The organism is Saccharothrix espanaensis DSM 44229 (assembly GCF_000328705.1).
GTDB lineage: Bacteria > Actinomycetota > Actinomycetes > Mycobacteriales > Pseudonocardiaceae > Actinosynnema > Actinosynnema espanaense.
The window spans coordinates 4,911,230-4,928,784 of record NC_019673.1; the positions used below are offsets into that span (position 1 = coordinate 4,911,230).

The 17,555-nt window shown below is 72.9% G+C and carries 18 protein-coding genes; 6 read left to right on the top strand and 12 right to left on the bottom strand.

Features of this window, described 5'->3' with window-relative positions; translation table 11 throughout:
* The first annotated feature begins 330 nt into the window (after positions 1-330).
* The gene (locus tag BN6_RS21770; protein WP_015101888.1) at positions 331-1,488 is read left to right on the top strand and encodes an ABC transporter ATP-binding protein; all 1,158 of its coding nucleotides are present in this window, start codon (positions 331-333) and stop codon (positions 1,486-1,488) included.
* Between the two features lie 10 nt (positions 1,489-1,498).
* On the opposite strand, the gene BN6_RS21775 is transcribed toward BN6_RS21770, so the two are convergent.
* The gene (locus BN6_RS21775; RefSeq protein ID WP_015101889.1) at positions 1,499-1,891 is read right to left on the bottom strand and encodes a hypothetical protein; all 393 of its coding nucleotides are present in this window, start codon (positions 1,889-1,891) and stop codon (positions 1,499-1,501) included.
* 154 nt (positions 1,892-2,045) lie between these two features.
* On the opposite strand from BN6_RS21775, the gene BN6_RS21780 reads away from it, so the two are divergent.
* Complete coding sequence (locus BN6_RS21780; protein ID WP_015101890.1) at positions 2,046-2,435, top strand: hypothetical protein; 390 nt, start codon at positions 2,046-2,048, stop codon at positions 2,433-2,435.
* A 79-nt stretch (positions 2,436-2,514) separates the two neighbouring features.
* Here the strand turns inward: BN6_RS21780 and BN6_RS21785 are convergent, their stop codons facing one another.
* The 3 genes from BN6_RS21785 to BN6_RS21795 all read right to left on the bottom strand — a co-directional run bounded on the left by BN6_RS21785 (position 2,515) and on the right by BN6_RS21795 (position 4,485).
* Complete coding sequence (locus BN6_RS21785; RefSeq protein WP_197540368.1) at positions 2,515-3,507, bottom strand: glutathione S-transferase family protein; 993 nt, start codon at positions 3,505-3,507, stop codon at positions 2,515-2,517.
* 140 nt (positions 3,508-3,647) lie between these two features.
* A complete protein-coding gene (locus BN6_RS21790; RefSeq protein WP_148302959.1) occupies positions 3,648-4,028 on the bottom strand; it encodes a hypothetical protein in 381 nt (126 codons plus the stop codon).
* Between the two features lie 82 nt (positions 4,029-4,110).
* Positions 4,111-4,485, bottom strand: a complete 375-nt coding sequence (locus BN6_RS21795) for a hypothetical protein (RefSeq protein ID WP_015101893.1) — start codon at positions 4,483-4,485, stop codon at positions 4,111-4,113.
* Between the two features lie 956 nt (positions 4,486-5,441).
* Between BN6_RS21795 and BN6_RS42210 the strand changes: the two genes are divergently transcribed.
* Together BN6_RS42210 and BN6_RS21805 are read left to right on the top strand one after the other, a co-directional pair.
* The gene (locus BN6_RS42210) at positions 5,442-5,831 is read left to right on the top strand and encodes a tyrosinase family oxidase copper chaperone (protein WP_051075675.1); all 390 of its coding nucleotides are present in this window, start codon (positions 5,442-5,444) and stop codon (positions 5,829-5,831) included.
* Positions 5,832-5,856: 25 nt separating this feature from the next.
* Entirely contained in the window at positions 5,857-6,675 is an 819-nt protein-coding gene (locus BN6_RS21805; RefSeq protein WP_015101895.1) for a tyrosinase family protein, read from the top strand.
* Positions 6,676-6,792: 117 nt separating this feature from the next.
* On the opposite strand, the gene BN6_RS21810 is transcribed toward BN6_RS21805, so the two are convergent.
* From BN6_RS21810 to BN6_RS21820, 3 genes are all read right to left on the bottom strand, one after another.
* Complete coding sequence (locus BN6_RS21810) at positions 6,793-7,728, bottom strand: ankyrin repeat domain-containing protein (protein ID WP_041313584.1); 936 nt, start codon at positions 7,726-7,728, stop codon at positions 6,793-6,795.
* Positions 7,729-7,867: 139 nt separating this feature from the next.
* Positions 7,868-9,484, bottom strand: coding sequence for a putative Ig domain-containing protein (locus BN6_RS47975; RefSeq protein ID WP_015101897.1), 1,617 nt, complete (start codon positions 9,482-9,484; stop codon positions 7,868-7,870).
* A 480-nt stretch (positions 9,485-9,964) separates the two neighbouring features.
* Positions 9,965-11,290, bottom strand: a complete 1,326-nt coding sequence (locus BN6_RS21820) for a cytochrome P450 (RefSeq protein WP_015101898.1) — start codon at positions 11,288-11,290, stop codon at positions 9,965-9,967.
* Between the two features lie 157 nt (positions 11,291-11,447).
* Between BN6_RS21820 and BN6_RS21825 the strand changes: the two genes are divergently transcribed.
* Complete coding sequence (locus BN6_RS21825; protein WP_041313587.1) at positions 11,448-12,101, top strand: hypothetical protein; 654 nt, start codon at positions 11,448-11,450, stop codon at positions 12,099-12,101.
* Positions 12,102-12,141: 40 nt separating this feature from the next.
* Here BN6_RS21825 and BN6_RS46825 read toward each other — a convergent pair whose 3' ends face one another.
* The 5 genes from BN6_RS46825 to BN6_RS21850 form a co-directional block, all read right to left on the bottom strand.
* Complete coding sequence (locus BN6_RS46825; RefSeq protein ID WP_015101900.1) at positions 12,142-12,762, bottom strand: hypothetical protein; 621 nt, start codon at positions 12,760-12,762, stop codon at positions 12,142-12,144.
* Positions 12,763-12,792: 30 nt separating this feature from the next.
* Complete coding sequence (locus BN6_RS21835; protein WP_015101901.1) at positions 12,793-14,166, bottom strand: permease prefix domain 1-containing protein; 1,374 nt, start codon at positions 14,164-14,166, stop codon at positions 12,793-12,795.
* The gene (locus BN6_RS21840; protein WP_015101902.1) at positions 14,163-14,537 is read right to left on the bottom strand and encodes a PadR family transcriptional regulator; all 375 of its coding nucleotides are present in this window, start codon (positions 14,535-14,537) and stop codon (positions 14,163-14,165) included. The genes BN6_RS21835 and BN6_RS21840 overlap by 4 nt, the downstream gene beginning before the upstream one ends.
* A 215-nt stretch (positions 14,538-14,752) precedes the next feature.
* Positions 14,753-15,619 (bottom strand): Vgb family protein, encoded by an 867-nt coding sequence (locus tag BN6_RS21845; RefSeq protein ID WP_015101903.1) that lies wholly within the window; start codon positions 15,617-15,619, stop codon positions 14,753-14,755.
* Positions 15,620-15,654: 35 nt separating this feature from the next.
* Positions 15,655-16,422 (bottom strand): SDR family oxidoreductase, encoded by a 768-nt coding sequence (locus BN6_RS21850; protein ID WP_015101904.1) that lies wholly within the window; start codon positions 16,420-16,422, stop codon positions 15,655-15,657.
* A 165-nt stretch (positions 16,423-16,587) separates the two neighbouring features.
* Here BN6_RS21850 and BN6_RS21855 point away from each other — a divergent pair, with 165 nt between their 5' ends.
* Positions 16,588-17,514: an RNA polymerase sigma-70 factor gene (locus BN6_RS21855; protein ID WP_015101905.1), complete on the top strand. Its 927-nt coding sequence runs from the start codon at positions 16,588-16,590 to the stop codon at positions 17,512-17,514.
* The last annotated feature ends 41 nt before the right edge of the window (positions 17,515-17,555 follow it).

Here is a 17,555-nt window from a genome sequence, read left to right on the forward strand (position 1 = left end):
GGGCCGAACCCGGTGTGACGGCAAATCATCCGCCGACCACGACCGTCCACACGGGACGCCGGACCCGGCGCGGTCGGGACGCTGCGCCGACCGAGCGGCGCGGCCGGACCCGGCCGCCCACCCCGGACTCATCCGATAGGCGGTGGCGCGCGTCGCACATCTCACCCGCGGTGGGAGCCCGGGACCCCGCGCACCCGCCCGGGTGAACAATGCCGGCAAGCGGTTTCCCGTCCCACTGTCCGGACCGGATGCCGGCCGGGTGCACGAGGTGCCCGCGGGAGGGGCACCGGCGATTACCGGCGGCGGCCGGTCGCGGTGGATGATCGGCGCATGCCGTCGACCTCCACCCGTTCCCGGGTCCGCAAGACCGAGCACTGGTTCGTCGGCGACGGCACGCCCACGATGATCGAGGGCTACGGCTTCGACAGCCACGTGCTGCCCCGGATGCTGCCCGCCCTGGGCCTGGTGACGCTGGCGAGCCTCGCGTGGCTGGTGCCGCTCAAGTCGGCCGGCGCCCAACGCTGGTACCTGCTGGCCGTCGTGCTCGGGGCGACGGTGGCCACGTGGGTCGCGTTGCGCCTGGTCGTCCGCCGGCTGCCCCGCTTGTCCCGCCCCGCGCGCGTGCTGGTCCTCGTGGTGTACGCGGTGATGCCGGTCGCCGTCCCGCTGCTCCAGCTCGTCGTCGACGACACCGTGACACCGCCGGCCGGCAGCGCGGTGGGCCTGCTGGGGTTCGTGATCTTCTTCGCCGCCGTGTTCGCGGGCACGCTGCTGGCCACCACGTACGGCCTGGGCCGGCTGCTGCGCCGGGCCGTCCGGCACACCGTCTACGACCTGCGCAACAGCGTGCAGCTGCTGGGCCGCGCGCTGCCGGCGATGCTGTTCGTGACCCTCTTCCTGTTCTTCACCGGCGAGCTGTGGCAGGCCATGAACAACTTCGCGTGGTGGCGGCTCACCCTCGTGGTGGTGCTCTTCGGCGCGATCACGGTGCTGGCCGCCGCCGCGCGCCTGCGCGACGAGACCGGCCGGGTGGAGCAGGAGCTGAGCCCGGAGCGGCTGACCGCCGCCTGCCTGGGCACGCCGCTGGCGGGCGTCGCGATCACCGAACCCCTGCGCCCCACCCCGTTGACCGGCCGGCAGAACCGCAACCTGCTGCTCATGCTTGCGACCCGCCAGCTCGTGCAGGCCGCGCTGGTGGGGCTCGCGCTGTTCGCGTTCTTCCTGGTGCTGGGCCTGCTGGTGGTCACACCGGAGACCGCCGAGCAGTGGATCGGCTCGCCGCCGAACTACTCCAAGTGGCTGCCGGCGATCCCGACGGCCATGCTGCGCAACGCGACGTTGTTCGCCGCGTTCGGCAGCATGTACTTCGCGATCACCTCGATGAGCGACGCGGACCACCGCAAGCAGTTCTTCGCGCCGATCATCGACGAGGTGGAGCGCACGCTGGCCGTCCGCGCCGTCTACCTGTCCCTGCGCGACCGGGCGTGACCCTGGAGCGTCAGAACCGGTGGATCGGCAGGTTGGACTCGCCCAGCAGCGCCACGGCCAGCCCGTGTTTCTCGGCCAGCGCCAACCACAGGTCGACGGCCTGCCGCTCCTGACCGTGCGAGTGCTCGCCGTACACGATCCGGGGGCCGAAGGTGAAGATCGCCGCCATCGGGTCGGTGTCCACCAGCTCGTCGAACTCCGCGCTGGTCTCGCCGTCCTCGGGCCGTTCGGCGGCGCTGACGGTCACCGCCAGGTCCCGGTAGAACGCCTGGAGCTTCGGCGACACGACCGACACGTCCGCCCCGGGGTGGGCGTCGAAGTAGTCGTGCTGGTCGCCGTACCAGGCTTCCCAGCCGTCGTCGTCGGTGTCGGCCGACTCGAACGCGGCGATGTCGTAGGTCATGGACCTCGGACCCGGGCCGCCGCCGACCCGTTCCCGACGCCCGGCCCGAACCCGCTTCCCGGCGTCGTGACGCGCGTCACCCCTGATCGCTCCCGCCGACGAGGGCGGCCGGGGCACCGCGAGGGGCCGACGAGATCGTCCTTAGGCTGAACGCATGATCTTCTACACCGATGCCGAGAGCCGGACCCTGCGCAAGGCCGTCTTCGGCGTGATGGTGCTGGTGTCGCACGCCGACCCCGGCCCCGTGCTGGAGGAGCGCTACGCCGGTCTGCGGGCCCTCACCCACCTGTCGCCGGAGTTGCGCGGCGTGCTGCACGCCTCCCGCCCCGACCTCCCCCCGGTCCCCGACGCCGAACTGGAGGAGCAGGTCGTGCAGGCGCTGGTGGCGTCGCTGAAGATCCTCACCGCCAAGGCCCCCGCGGACGCCGCCACGTTCCCGGCCGCCGTCGAGGCGATCTGCCACGAGGTGGCCGCCGCCGACGGCCAGGTGGCCGAGGTCGAGGCCGCGGTGACCGCCAAGGTGCGCGCCGCCCTCAACGGCTGACGCCGCGCGCCCGCACCTCCGGCAGGCCCGCACCTCCGGCAGGCCCGCACCCCAGGTCGGCGCGGGCCGTGCGCCGGGGTCAGCGCGGGCCGTGCGCGGGGTCGACGCGTTCGCCCTCGCGGACCGGTCCCGGCGGGGTGCCGTCGCCGAAGGGCCGCCCGCCCAGCGCCTCGCGGCCGTGCGGCGTCACCCAGCCCGACAGGTCCGGGCCCTTGGGCACGATCCGCGACGGGTTGATGTCGGTGTGCACGACGTAGTAGTGCTGCTTGATCTGGACGAAGTCGACCGTGTCGCCGAAACCGGGTGTCTGGAACAGGTCGCGGGCGTAGGCCCACAGGTTCGGCTGCTCGCTGAGCTTGTTCCGGTTGCACTTGAAGTGCCCGTGGTAAACCGGGTCGAAGCGGACCAGCGTGGTGAACAGCCGCACGTCCGCCTCGGTGATCGTGTCGCCGACCAGGTAGCGGCGGTCGGCGAGGCGCTCCTCCAGCCAGTCCAAGGCGGTCCACAGCCGGTCGTACGCCTCGTCGTAGGCCTCCTGGCTGCCCGCGAAGCCGCACCGGTAGACGCCGTTGTTGACCTCGGTGAAGACCCGCCGGTTCACCTCGTCGATCTCGTCGCGGTGCGCGGCGGGCAGCAGGTCCGGCGCGCCCTCGCGGTGGAACGCCCGCCACTGCGTCGACAGGTCGAGGGTGATCTGCGCGAAGTCGTTGGTGACCACCGCGCCGGTCGCGGTGTCCACGATCGCGGGCACGGTGATGCCGCGCGGGTACTCCGGGTCGCGGGCGAAGTACGCCTCCTGGAGGCGCTCGATGCCCAGCACCGGGTCCCGGCCGCCCGGGTCGAGGTCGAAGGTCCACGACCGGGCGTCGTGCGTCGGGCCGGGCAGGCCCAGCGAGATCGCGTCCTCCAGCCCCAGCAGCCGGCGCACGATGATCGCCCGGTTCGCCCACGGGCAGGCCCGCGCCGCGACCAGCCGGTACCGGCCGGGCTCCACCGGGAAGCCGTCCCGGACGTCGGTCGTGATCCGGGTCGTGATGTACCGGGAGTCCCTGGTGAACTCCTTGCCCTTCACCGAATAGGTCCCGCCTGTGCTGTGCTCCGGGTGCTCGCTCACACCGTCGAGCCTACGACGTTGTCGCCGCGCCGCAGCCCGACCGCCGGGCGGCCGCCCGCCGCCGAGGTCGGCGGGCGGGCGGCCGGTGGTCGGCGAGGTCAGTTGCTGACCAGCAGCAGGTACCCGGAGGCCGTGCCGATGACGCACTGGTAGTCGGCCCAGACGCCGCCGTTCACGCCGTTGTCGCCCGCCGCCTCGCACGTGGGCTCGTCGGCGAAGGTGGCGATGTAGACGTCGTCGAACGAGCCGTAGGTCGGCTCCACGAACAGGCCGTAGTCGATGAAGATCGGGTTGCACGCGTAGTCGGCGAACACCCCGCCGGTCACCCCGTTGCCCCCGGCGGTCTCGCACGGGCCCTGCGGGGCCGAGAACACGAAGATGTCCGGGTCCGGCGCGGCCTGGGCCGTCGCGGCGGAGACCGTGAAGAGGGCGGCGAAGGCCGCGAGAAGGGTCGCGAGAAGGCGCACTCGTCGGTTCATGTGGATTCCTCCAGCGTCTTTGCGGGATCGGCGTAACACGAACGAGCGGGTGGCGGCCCGGGGTCCCGGACGGCCACCGGAGTCACCAGCGGTCGACGAGCAGGGTCCAGCCGACGATGCCGAACTGGCAGTAGTAGGCGCTCCACGCGCCGTTGGTCACGCCGTTGGTCCCGACGGTCTCGCAGACGGCCTCCGCGTCGGTGAAGACCGGGACACCCGCGAGCAGGTCGGGGCTCGGGTCGACCAGCGTGCTGTAGCCGCCGAATCCGCTCTTGCACTCGTAGCTGTCGAACACGTCGTTGGCGACGCCACCGTCGCCGATTTTCTGGCAGAGCGCCTCGGTGCCGGTGTAGAGGTGGACGGTGTTGGGGGCGGCCTGCGCGATCCCTCCGGTGAGCGCGAGGGTGGCCGCGCTCGCGGTCACCACGGCGCCCAGCACGCGCGCGAGCTTTGTCATGTCGACTCTCCCACAATGTCGGATTCGACGGACCGGCGCCGCGGGGCAGCACCTGAACCGACGTTAACAGCGGATTACCGGTAACCGTCCAGCCATTCTTGTCGACTGTGAAACACCCACTGCGGAATCAACTGCAACACCACCGGAACATGCTGGTGACAGTCCTCGTAGCCAGGCATATGTGAGCTGCGTCACGCACCGTAGTAACAGTTTAGACAGTCACTTGCGGGGGTACACCGGCCAGCATTCGCAGGACGCGGTGGACCATCTGTCGCAACGCTGTGACACAACCGGACGGTGCCGACACCGCGCATTCGCGAGACATCCAGGTCAGCGCCCCCCAGGCCGCCCAGTCTCCCTACGTCAGCGGCGGTCGGACCTGCTCCGACGTGCCCGAACCGGCGGGCCGGCCCCACCAGGCCCGCCGGCGCTCGACCCACCTCGGGCGGGGTGTTCGCGCTCATTCCGCCCACCCGGTCCGCACGACGCCCCGCCGGCCGGGGCGGAAAGCAGGCGCACCGCGCACCCTGTCCTTTCGGCTTGGTGCAGCCGGCCGGACGGACAGGTTCCCGGAATACCGGAGAACCGATCCGTGCGGGTTTCCGAACTCAGTGGTTCCGCAGGCGGCACGCGGTGGTGCGCATTCTACCGAGCCGCGTCGCAGCAGTGGCGGGCGCCGTCCGAATACCGGACGCAAGACTGCTTGACAGCCGTCGAGAACTGCCGATGAATAACGATTTGACGCCCCGCGCGCACTTCTACCGACGGATCCGGACGACGACAAGGTGATCGCCACCACCTGTTTAACACTTTACCGCCGGCAGATCGCCTAGTTGGCGGCTCTTTCACAGAAATGTCCGCTGATAATGTCGGGACCGCGGTGCTTCCAGGGGGAGCTGAAGGCCGCCCTTCGGATTGTTCGCGCCGCGTTCACCACACAGACAGGTGGCACACACATGCATGTCCACAGGGACGGTTCCGACAAGGCGGTCGGCCGGAGACGATTCCTCGTCGGCGGTCTGGTCGGCGGTGGCGTCGCGGTCGCCGCCGGCGCCGGGCTGATCGGGCTGGGTTCCAGCGCGCAGGCCGTGACGCTGGAGGAGTTCGACGAGATCTACGAGGGCCGGCGGATCAAGGGGTGGGCGGTCAAGGACGCCGACGACCCGCGCAGCGAGGCGACCGTCGACGGCGACGCGCTGCACGTCATGCGCAACGGCGACGGCACGTTCACCACGTCGGTGAACCACTACGAGTCGTTCGACTCCCTCAAGACCGCGACCCGGCACGCCGTGGACACCCTCGGCGGGCTGAGGCCGGAAACCCAACTGGCCCACCACGGCCGTTGATCCGGGTACAGGACAGGGGGAGATCATGGGGATCCGCAAGAACCAGCAGAACCTGACCGCCACCGAGCGGTCCAACTTCGTCAACGCGTTGCTCACGCTCAAGCAGAACGGCCGCTACGACCTGTTCGTGCGGCTGCACATCGACCGGGCCAACGGCGACAGCGACTGGGGGCTGCGGATCGGGCACCGCTCGCCGTCGTTCCTGCCGTGGCACCGCCGGTACCTGATCGAGTTCGAGCAGGCACTCCAGGAGGTCAACCCGTCGGTCACCATCCCGTACTGGGACTGGACGACCGCCGGCAGCACGTCCACGCTGTGGGCCAACGACTTCTTGGGCCCGAACGGGACGTCGGCGACCAACTGGCGGGTCAACGCCGGCCCGTTCGCCCAGTCCACCGGCCAGTGGACGCTCACCGTGCGCAGCGACTCGGCCAACTACCTGCGCCGCAACTTCGGCTCCGGCGGGCTGCAACTGCCCTCGGCGAGCGACGTGAACTCCGTCCTGGGGCTGACGACCTACGACACCTCGCCGTGGAACAGCACCTCGATCAACAGCTTCCGCAACTACCTGGAGGGCTTCCGCGGCCCGAACCTGCACAACCGGGTGCACAACTGGGTCAACGGCACGATGGCGGGCTTCGGCTCGCCCAACGACCCCGTCTTCTGGCTGCACCACTGCAACGTCGACCGCCTGTGGTCGCAGTGGCAGGCCCAGCACCCCGGGAGCACCTACCTGCCCACCGCGGGGACGGCGAACGTGGTGGACCTCAACGAGGCGATGAACCCGTGGACCACCACGCCGAACGACATGCTCAACCACAGCGCGGTGTACACCTACCAGTGACGGCCGCGCCCCCGACCGGGGGCGGCCGCCGCTGACCACGTCGATGACCTCGCGACCACCCGGTCGCGAGGTCATCGACGCACCCGCGACCATCCACAACGGACAGACGCGGGCTCATCACGTCACGTCGGGATCCGCCAGGGAGAGCAACACGGCCTCCACCGCAGCGTGGCCGGCGGACGCCCGGTAGACCTCGACCTGGGCACGCCGGTGCCGGCACCACGCGAGCGGGGTGCCGCCGAACTCCGCTTCGGTGCGACCGGGGTCGGCGCCGAGCGCCAGCAGGTGGGCGACGGACTCCGGCTTGCCGTGCCAGGCCGCCCAGTGCAGCGCGGTCTGCCCCGACCCGTCCACCGAGTCGTCCACGGCCACCCCGTTCGACACCACCCAGTCGACCACCGCCGACCGCCCGTTCACCGCGGCCGCCCGCAGTGCGAGGACCCGCTGCGCCGCCGTCGCGTCAGACCACTGCTCGCGCACCGGCCCGAGGTCCCCCGCACCGGCCGCCTCGACCACCCCGGCCGGCTCCGCGCCCGCCGCCACCAGCAGGTCGGCCACGTCGGTGTTGCCGTACTCGACGGCGTGCGCCAACGCCGTGCCGCCCGCGACGGCGTACCCGACCGCCCGCAGGTCCGCGCCCGCGTCGACCAGCACCCGCGCCAGCTCGACCTCGCCGTACGACGCGGCGGTGATCAGCGGCGTCTCCCGCACGTCGGCCGGCCCGTCCGCCGGCGCGCCGGCGGCGAGCAGCACGCGGGCCACCCCGCCGACCCGGTCGTGGTCGAGGATCCCGTGGAACCGGGCCGCCCCGAGGTAGTTCAGCAGGCAGGCCCCGGTGCTCCCGGCGAACCTCGAACTCATCCCGCCGCCGGCCACCTCGGGCCGTCCGGCGACCAGACCGCGCAACCGCTCGACGTCCCCGTCCGCGATCGCACGCTTCACCCCGACCGCCAGCGCGAGTTCGGCGACCGACCCGAACCCGTACCGGGCGGCCTCGGCCGGGTCGGACCGGATCGAGTCCAGCTCACGGGCTTCCGGCAACAGGTCCACCATCGGGCGCTCCTCGGGTCGACCGCGTCCTGCGACACGGGGTTCCATTGTCCCGACAAACCGCTGCGGCGGGCGCGGACCATTCGCACCCACCGCAGCGGTCACTGCCCGGGACCTCCCGGTCGGACGACTCGCCCGACGCCTAGGAGACGGTCCAGGTGAACGTCGTCTGCGCGGGCCCGGTGTAGCTGTCGCTGGCGTACACGGTGACCGTGTAGGTGCCGGCGGTGGTCGGGGTCCCCGAGATCACGCCGGTCGCCGGCGCGAGGGTCAGCCCCGGCGGCAGGCCGGTCGCCCAGAACGTCAGCGGGTCGTCGTCGCCGTCCCACGCCTGGAGCGCCAGGCTGGTCGGCACCGTCCGGGTCGCCTGGCGCGGGCCCGGGTAGGCGACCCGCTCCGGGAAGTTCACGTTCGCCAGGTAGTTGCCGACCGCGGTCAGCAGGTTGGGCAGCGGGCCGATGTGCTGGGTGCCGCTCTGCGCCGTGCCGGTCGCGATCAGGATCTCCCGGGCCTCGGCGGGCGAGAGCGTCTCGCCGTTCGCCTCGGCCACGCTGAGCAGCGACGCCAACGCCGACGCGACGACCGGCGACGCGCTCGACGTGCCGGAGAAGTACGCGGTGTACTTGTCGTTCGCACCGGTGCCGTGCAGGTCGCCGTAGCCGGTGGTGGTGACGCACTCGCCCCAGCCCTGCAGGTCGACCCTGGTGCCGTAGTTGGAGAAGCCCAGCTTCGAGCGGGGCGTGCCGGTGCAGCCCGGGGCCGCGCCCGCGCCGACGATGATCGCGCCGGAGTCCGGCTTGTCGGCCGGGAAGCGCGGGCCGAAGCACGCGTTGTTGAGGTCCTGGTTGCCGTTGCCGCCGGCCTCCACGACGTGCCGCCCGGACTGCACGACGGTGACGATCGCGTCGTACACCGAGTCCCACACCTCCATGGGTGCCCAGTCGGCGCAGTAGGTGACGTGCTGCTCGATCAGCAGGACGTCACCGACGCCGACGCCCGCGCCGGCCGTGAGCAGCGCGTTGGCCAGGTCGTAGCCGTTCTCCTGGCTGACCACGTTGGTGTAGTGCAGGCCCGCTTCGGGCACCAGGCCGGTCACGCCGAAGGTGTTGGCGTCCGCGCCGATCACGCCGGTGACCGCGGTGCCGTGGTCGATGCTGGTCGGCGTGAAGTCCGGCGTGCCGTTGGCGATCAGCGCCCCGGGCAGCCGCAGCTTCGACAGGTCCTCGTGCTGGCTGTTCCAGTTGCGCTCCAGGTCGACGACCTTGACGTTGCCGCCCTTGCCGCCCGGCTTGGTGTGCGCGTAGTCCGCGTCGATCCCGCCGCTGGTGACCGGGTCGGCGTAGACCTGCTGGCCGGCGAAGTTCGGCGTGACCGGGTCACTGCCCTCCGGCTGCGGGTAGGCCACCTCGACCCGGCCGGACGCGGTGAGCTCCCGCGCGGCGGCCTTGGCGTCGACACCGGGCGCGAGCCGCACCCGCTGCCACCGCTCCAACCCCGGTGCCTGCGCCGCTTTGGCACCCACCGGCCGCAGCGCGGCCAATTTCTCGTCCAGCCGGGAGAACAGCGGCCGCACCGACGCGATCTCGCGCTCGTCCAACACCTGCCCCACCGCGGCGACGCCGACCCCGGCGGCCAGCTTCACCTCCAACACCGCGCCCGGTCCGGCCGGCGCCGCGGCGGCGGCGGGCGCGGACAGGGCGACGTTCCCGGCGCTCAGCACGAGCGCGACGGTCAGCAGTGACAACGACTTCTTCCGCACAGAGTTGCCCCCATCTCAGAAAACCACCGGTGAGGACGGGCGGAAACCACGGCGGAGCGCCATCGACGCGCGCGGAACCACACCGCCGGTCAAGGCGGTGCACGATCCCGATCCCCCGTGTATGTCCCCCGTTAACGCCCCAGTGGTTCCACTTCAGCGCACATCGCCGTCGATGTCCAGCGCCGGGGATCACCCAACTCGTCCAGACCACCGGACTCGGCTACGCGTTACCGAACTCCCCGCGCCGGCCGACGCCTTTCCTTGCGCCGTGGGGAACTTGCGCGCGCACCGGGGTTCAGGACTCGTTGTACCGGGCCTCGTGCCGCCGGATCACCGGGTCGGTGCCGACCACGTTGACGGTGTGGTCCGCAACCCTTCCCGCAGCGGACACCAAGTCGCCGACCCGGGACCCGCGCACCGGCCCGCTGGAGCAGGACCGGTGACCACGACGTGGGCAGTAAGCCGCTCCCGTGCGGGGACTCACCCGTCCAGCGGCTCCGCTGTGCGCACTGGGGTGATGGTGGCGGTGAGCGGGCCGTCGGGGCGGACGGTGACGCCGAACGTCGGCGCGGGGGTGGTGTGCGGAACGACGGTGAACGCGGGCAGGAGGGTCTCCAGCAGCAGGGTCATCTCGCGCAGGCCGAACTGGACGCCCAGGCAGGTCCGGGGACCCAGGCCGAACGGGTAGTACGCGCCGGGGGCCGGGCGGGGCGCGGTGGCGGCGAAGCGGTCCGGGCGGAAGCGCTCGGGGTCGGGCCACGCGGTGTCGTCGCGGTGGGTCAGGTAGGGGCTGGTGAGGATGGTGGTGCCGGCCTCGACGCGGTAGCCGGCCAGGACGTCCTCGCGCTCGGCGTGGCGGGGCATGATCCACGCCGCCGGGTAGAGCCGCAGCGTCTCGCTGATCAGGGCGCGGATCGCGGTGCCGCGCTCGGCCGAGCCGGGTGGCGTTGCCAGGGCACGGTCGCGTTCGGCGGGGTTCTCGTGCAGCAGCAGGAACAGCCAGCTCAACGTGGTGGCGGTGGTCTCGTAACCGGCCGCCAGCAGGGTCACCAGCTCGTCCCGGATCAGCCGCTCGGTGTACTCGGGGTGCTCCTCGGCCGCCGCGAGCAGGACGTGCAGCAGGCTCGGGCCGGGCCACTCGCGGGCGGCGGCGATGGCACGGGCGGCGACGGCGTCGATCTGGGCGAGCTCGGCGGTGAGGTCGGGCGGGGCCTCGCCGGTGGCGGGCGCGAACGCGGGCAGCGCCGCGACCATCCGCCCGGCGGCCAGGAACTCCCGGTGGGTGGTCGGGTCCAGCGGCCGGCCGGTCATCGACCGCCAGATCACGTCGAGCGAGAAGTGCCGCATGTCGGCGGCGACGTCCCGGGGCTCGCCGGTCCGCGCGGCTCCGGTCCAGCGGGCGGCGATCTCGGCGACGGCGTCGCGCATCAGCCCGTCGTACCGGCGCACGCCCTGGCCGGTGAACTGCGCCTGCATCACCCGCCGCTGGGTGCGCCACCGCTCGCCGCTCGCCGCGATCATGCCGTCGCCGAGCACGGCCTTGAGCCGGTGCGAGCGCTTGACGTAGCGGTCCGGGTGCAGGGCGAGCACGTGGTGCACCGCCTCGGGCGCGGTGACCAGCACCACCCGCCGGTCGCCGAGCCGGAACCCGCTCACCCCGCCGAGCCGGCGCACGGCGGTCAGCAGGTCGACCAGCTCACCGCCGGACTCCCGCCAGCGCGCGACGGCGGCGGGGTCGAGCTCGGGGACGGCGGTGCCGGGCGCTGCGGTGTCAGGCGGTGCGGTGTCGGGCGCTGCGGTGTCCAAGGCGTCTCCTGCTCGATCCGGAACACCGCGACTATAACGCACCGTAGTCACGTGATCACGAGCCGCTCGGGCGGTTCCGGCGCTCCACTGCGGACGGTACCCGCCACGCCGGGAATGGCCTGGCCGCACCGGTCACCGCCGGTTAGTTTGGCCGGGGATGACGGTGGAGATCGCGTGCGACGAGTCCGGCTCCGAGGGCGAGAAGCTCGTCGGCGGCGTCACGGCGGTGTTCGCGCACGCGTCGGTCCGCCTCGACCCGGCCGACGCGGCGGCGTGCCTGGCCGAGCTGCGCGACCGGATCCGGTCGCCGGCGCTGGAGTACAAGGCCAACCACCTGCTGCGCCCCAAGCACCGGCCGACGCTGCTGTGGCTGCTCGGCCCGGCCGGTCCGGTGCTCGGCCACGCCTACGTGCAACTGGTCGACAAGCGCGCTTTCCTGCTGCACCACCTGGGCCACACCCCGCCCGGCCCGCTGGAGCCCTACAACGACGCGCTGCGCGCCCGTGGCCCGCACGGCAGCCTGGACCCGTTGTTCCCGGCGATCGTGCGCGCCGTCCGGCACTGGGGCGACGACGTGACGGTCCGCCACGACTTCCACCCGACCCTGACGGCCTCGCGGATCGCCCGGCTGCACGACGCCGCTCCCGGGCTGCGCGAGCTGACCCTGGTCGACTCGCGCGCCGACCACCGCGTCCAAGTCGCCGATTTCGTCGCGGGCGTCGCCCGGCGCATCGCCGAGGAGGAGTCCCGCGGCCACCCCGACCCGGAGGTCGCCCGCCTGCTGCGGCCCTACGTGATCGGCGTGCGGTGAATCCGGGACCGAACCCTGGATGCCCGCCGCCGCAAGGGTTTCACGCGTAGTCCAGCACCAGCCCCGCGCCGGCGGCGAGGGCGGCACCGGCGGCGGCCACGAGCGCGCGGATACCGGCGGCGCGGGGGTCGTCGGGCGGGAGGGCGAGCACCCCTGCGAGGTGGCGTGCTTCGGCGATCAGCCGGGACGCCGAGGGCACCACCCCGCCGGGTGCGCGGTTGTCCCGCACCACCGGAGCGAAGTCGACCGGCGAGCACACCACGGGTTCGCCGCTGTGGTGCAGGAAGTGGTCGAACGCGTCGAGCCGCCCGGTGCCGGTGATCCCGGGCGGGGCACCGAGCCGGCCGCGCGCGGCGGTGTGCTCGGGGCCGCGCTCCCACACCGCGCCGAGCACCGGGTCGTGGAACAGCGCGCTCTCGTCGGCCGGACCGTCGCCCGGCACCTCGCCGGAGGTCGCCCACCGTGCGGCGGCCAGCCGCAGCGCGGCGACGACCGGCCCGTCCACCCGGCCGACGTGCGCCGGCGCGTCCTCGGGCTCCGCCCAGGCCGCGAACGGGTAGTCCGCCGCCACCGAGCACGTGCCGGTGACGACGTCCGCGTAGTGCTCCGCCGACGCGAGGTCCGGCAGCCGCGCGGGCCCGACCAGCAGCACGAGGTGCACGATCGGAGCCTACGCGGCCACCGGGACCGGTCAGAGGTAGCCGAACACCGGCGGGAAGACCAGCACGACCACCCACGCCCACCCGGCGAACACCGGCAGGTAGCTGATCTGCCACCGCTCCAGCGCCGCGAACGGCGCGCGCCCGCGGACCAGCCGGAACAGCAGCCAGGCCGACCAGACCAGGTTGGCCAGCAGGAGGACGTTCTCGCCCAGTGCGGCCGCCTTGTTCGGCGTGGTGCCGTACTCGCTGATCCGCCCGAGGACCTCCAGCAGCACCAGCACGTCGATGGCCAGCGCGCTCACCACGAGGGCGAGTTGCAGCTTGTCGAACAGCACCGGCGGGCCGAGCGGGTCGCGGGCCGAGATGGAGTAGAGCAGCAGCCCCAGCACGACCACCAGCAGCAGGTCGAACATGATCAGCGCTTCCCGCTCGACGTCGATGCCGCCGCCGGCGAACGCGAAGGTCACCAGGAAACCCAGCAGCACCGCGGTGAACAGCGGGGTGAACAGCCGGGTGAGCACCGGGGCGATGTTCTCCACGACGCTCTGCTTGGCCTCCACGAGCCACCCGGCGACCACGGCCGCCGCCACGCCGCCGCAGGGCACGAGCCATTGCCCCACCAGCGTTTCCGAGGAGATCCCGATGGCCTTGAACGTCCCGGTGGTGAACAGGACCAGCACCCCGCCGCCGAGCGCGATCAGCACGTAGTAGACGAACCACTCCCCGGTGAACCGGACGAAGTCCATCCGGCGGCGCGGTGAGCGCAGGTCGTCGGACACGTAGGCCAGCCCGACCACGAACCACAGCGCGATCGGCAGGTGGATGGCGGAGAGCACGAGCGACTGCGAGTCCTCCGCGAGCGGGTAGGCGTTGGCCGCCACCGCGCCGAGCGCGAACAACGCCAGCAGCACGCCGATCACCGGCCGCGCCGCCCGCCGCCGCCAGGCCAGGAACGCCGCCAGCCAGGGCAGCGCGAACAGGCCGATGTTCGGCGCGTAGAACGCCGGGTCGTCCTCCAGGTCCACGCCGAACAGCTCCGGCACCTTGACCGACACCGCCGCGCCCACCGCGCAGGCCACCATCGCGACCAGGTCGCGCCGGGAGCGGCTGGCGGCGGCCGGGCTGTCGGTGTCGCCGGTCAGCACGAGCTGCTTCCACAACCGTTCCGAGTGCTCGCGGGCGAACTCGCGGGACAGCTCGTCCAGGCTGCCCATCCGCTTGACGGCCACCAGGAACGCCTCGTCGGCGTGCAGGCCGGCGGCGACGAGTTCGTCGACCGACCCGCGCAGGTGGTCTTCGAGTTCGTCGGCGTCGGCGCGCCGCAGCTCCGGGCGGCGCTGGACGTAGTGCCGCCACTGGTCGAACTGGTCGGCCAGCTCGTCCCGGTCCTCCGACGCGGTCATGCCAGACCTCCCCGCGCGATCCCGGTGAACGGCCGGAAGTCGCCGGCGCCCGGCCAGATCTCCTTGAGCGCGCTCACCACCGTGGCCCACTGGCGGCGCTGCTCGGCGAGCTCGGCCAGACCGTTCGGGGTGATGCGGTAGTACTTGCGCCGCCGCTCCCCCGCGACCGACTGCCAGTTCGACTCGACGTGCCCGAGGCGTTCCAGCCGGTGCAGCAGCGGGTAGAGCAGCCCCTCGGTCCAGTCGAGCTCCCCGCCGGAGAGCTCGTTGATCCGCCGCAGGATGGCGTAGCCGTAGCTGTCCCCCTCGGTCAGGATGCCCAGCACCATCGGCGTGGCCGAGGCCGCCACCAGATCTTTCGTGACCTTCACTTGCCTCCCGCTCTCCCTCAATACCTAGAACCGTGAGGCATAGTAGTTCTAGGTATCGCGACGGCGCAACAAGCCCCACGCCGGGTCGGGATGCCTCGGCGATCGTGGCCTGCTCTGCGGTGGACCGGGCGCCGCACGTCCGCCGTTCGCGGCGAACTGGTCTCAGCAGCCGCAGCGCGAGCGCCGCTGCCCGACATAGGCGGGGGCCTGCGAAGTCAGGGGGTGAGGCGGGCGATCGTGCCGGACTCCAGGGCGACCCAGACGACCCCGTCCGGACCGACGGCGACGCCGTGCGGCTCCGCGCCGGGCAGGGCGTGCGTCTCGACCGCGCCGTCCGGGGTGATCCGGCCGACCCGACCGGACGCCCACTCGGTGAACCAGCACGAGCCGTCCGGCGCGGCGGCGATCGCGTGCGGGCGGGCCGCCCGGTCCGGCAGCGGGAACTCGGTGATCCGGCCGTCCGACGTGATCCGGCCGACCTGCCCCGCGCCGATCTCCACGAACCACAGCGCGTCCGAGGTCGCGGTGATGCCCACCGGGGCCGCCTCGGCGGTGGGCAGCGGGTGGGTGGTGACCTCGCCGGCCGTCGTCACCCGGCCGATCGCGTTCGCCTGGTTGAGGGCGAACCACAGCGCGCCGTCCGGCCCCGACGCGATCATCGCCGGGAAACCGCCGCCGGGCACGTCGAACCAGGCGACCTCGCCGCCGGTCGTGATCCGGCCGACCCGACCGGTGTTCATCGCGGTGCACCACAGCGCGCCGTCCGGTCCGGCGGTCAGCCCGAACGGCCCGGCGTCGGGCACGTCGTGCGCGGTGACCGCGCCGTCGGCCGAGATCCGCCCGATCCGGTGCCCGGCGGACTCGGTGAACCACACCGCCCCGTCCGGACCGACCACCGGCACCGACGGGCGGCCCGCCGGGTCCGGCAGCGCGAACGCGGTGTGCCCGCCGGCCGGGTCCAGCCGCCCGATCCGGCCGTGGTGCACCTCGGTGAACCACACCGCGCCGTCCGGCGCGACGGTGATCCCGTACGGTCCCGCGCCCGGCCCGCCCACCGGGAACTCCACGATCGACACGGCCACGCGTCCCCCCTCGTCCGACGATCTTGGAGGCGATGTTACGGAACGCGCCGGTCCCGGCGGGTGGTCCGGGTCAGCCAGTCGGCCAGTCGGGTCTCGCCGATCAGCGCGCCGGGGCCGGGCAGCAGGGTGCCGGCCTCCAGCGGGGTGCCGAAGTAGCGGGCCGCCGGGTCGGTCACGACCGTGCGCGGGTCGTGGCGGGCGGTCAGCACGGTCCGGATCCAGCCGTCCATGCCGAACACCTCGGGGCCGCCGATCTCCACCGAGCCGTCCAACGGCGTCCCGACCGCCGTCCGGGCCACGGCCCCGGCCACGTCGGCGGCGGCCACCGGCTGCACGCCGCCGTCCGGCAGGGTCACCACGCCGTCGGCGGTCGCCGAGTCCGCGATCCCGCCGGCGAACTCGAAGAACTGGGTGGCGTGCACCAGCGAGTGGCGCAGCCCGGACTCCCGGATCAGCCCCTCCTGCACGACCTTCGCCCGCAGGTACCCCGACTCCGGCGCGCGCTCGGCGCCCACGACGGACAGCGCGACGTAGTGCCCGACGCCCGCGCCCCGCGCCGCCGCGACCAGGTTGGTGGTGGCGGTGCGGAAGAACTCCAGCACGTCGGCGTCGGCGAACGACGGCGAGTTCGACACGTCGACCAGCACGTCCGCCCCCGCCAGGACCGCCGCCAGCCCCTCGCCGGTGATCGTGTCGACGCCGGTCGACGGTGCCGCCGCCACGGCCTCGTGCCCGTGCTCGCCCAGCCGGGTGACGACGGTGGACCCGATCAGGCCGGTCCCGCCGATCACGACGACCTTCATGGTGACTCCTTCCGGTCGGCGCCCGGCCGTTCCAGGCGCCCGACAACCAGGACAGGGCGGCGGCGCGGTTCGTGACGTGGCCGCTGTCACGAACGGGCCCGCCGCCCTGTCCTCGTGGTGGAGCCCACCGGGCACCGGCCGCCGCCACTAGGATCGGGGAGGATCGTGTCGCCGACGAGTTGGGCACTGCTGGAGGACGTCTCGACCATGGCGGAGACCGTCGGCGGGGACCTCGACCGGGCGACCGCGGTGTTCGCCGAGGTCCGGCCCCGGCTGTTCGGCATCGCCTACCGGATGCTGGGCAGCGCCGCGGACGCCGAGGACCTCGTCCAGGAGGTGTGGCTGCGCTGGCAGGCCGCCGACCGGTCCGCCGTGCGCGACCCGCTCGCCTACCTGGCCACCGCCACCACCCGGCTGGCCATCAACGCCGGGCGGACCGCTCGGGCGCGGCACGAGGTCTACGCCGGCCCGTGGCTGCCCGAACCCGTCGACACCTCCGCCGACCCGCAACTGGGGGCCGAGCGGGACGCCGCGCTCCAGGTGGCCGTGCTGTTCCTGCTGGAGAAGCTCACGCCGACCCAGCGGGCGGCGTACGTGCTGCGGGAGGCGTTCGGCTACTCCTACGCCGAGATCGCCGAGATCGTCCAGGCCACCGAGACCTCCGCGCGCCAGCTCGTCAGCCGGGCGCGCCGGCAGCTCGCCGACGGCAGGCGCGCCCCGGTGACCGGTTCCGAGCAGCGCCGGCTGCTGACCGCGTTCGTGGCGGCGGCGCGGCAGGGCGACCTGGCCGCGCTGGAGGAGCTGTTCGCCGCCGACGTGGTGAGCTACTCCGACGGCGGCGGCGTGGTGCGGGCCTCGCGCATCCCGGTCGCCGGCGCGGCCACCGTGGCGAAGTACGTCCGCGCGTTCGCCGGCCACTTCTGGACGGGCGTCGAGATCTCGTGGGCGACGGTCAACGGCGAGAGCGCCGCGCTGCTCAGCCGCGACGGCCGGGTCTTCACGGTGCTCACCGTCGCGGTCACGGCGGACGGCATCGACCGGATCTTCTGGATGATGAACCCGGACAAGCTCGCCGCGGTCGGCCGCACCTGACAACGGCACGGCCGACCACGACGGTCGGCTGCACGACGGTC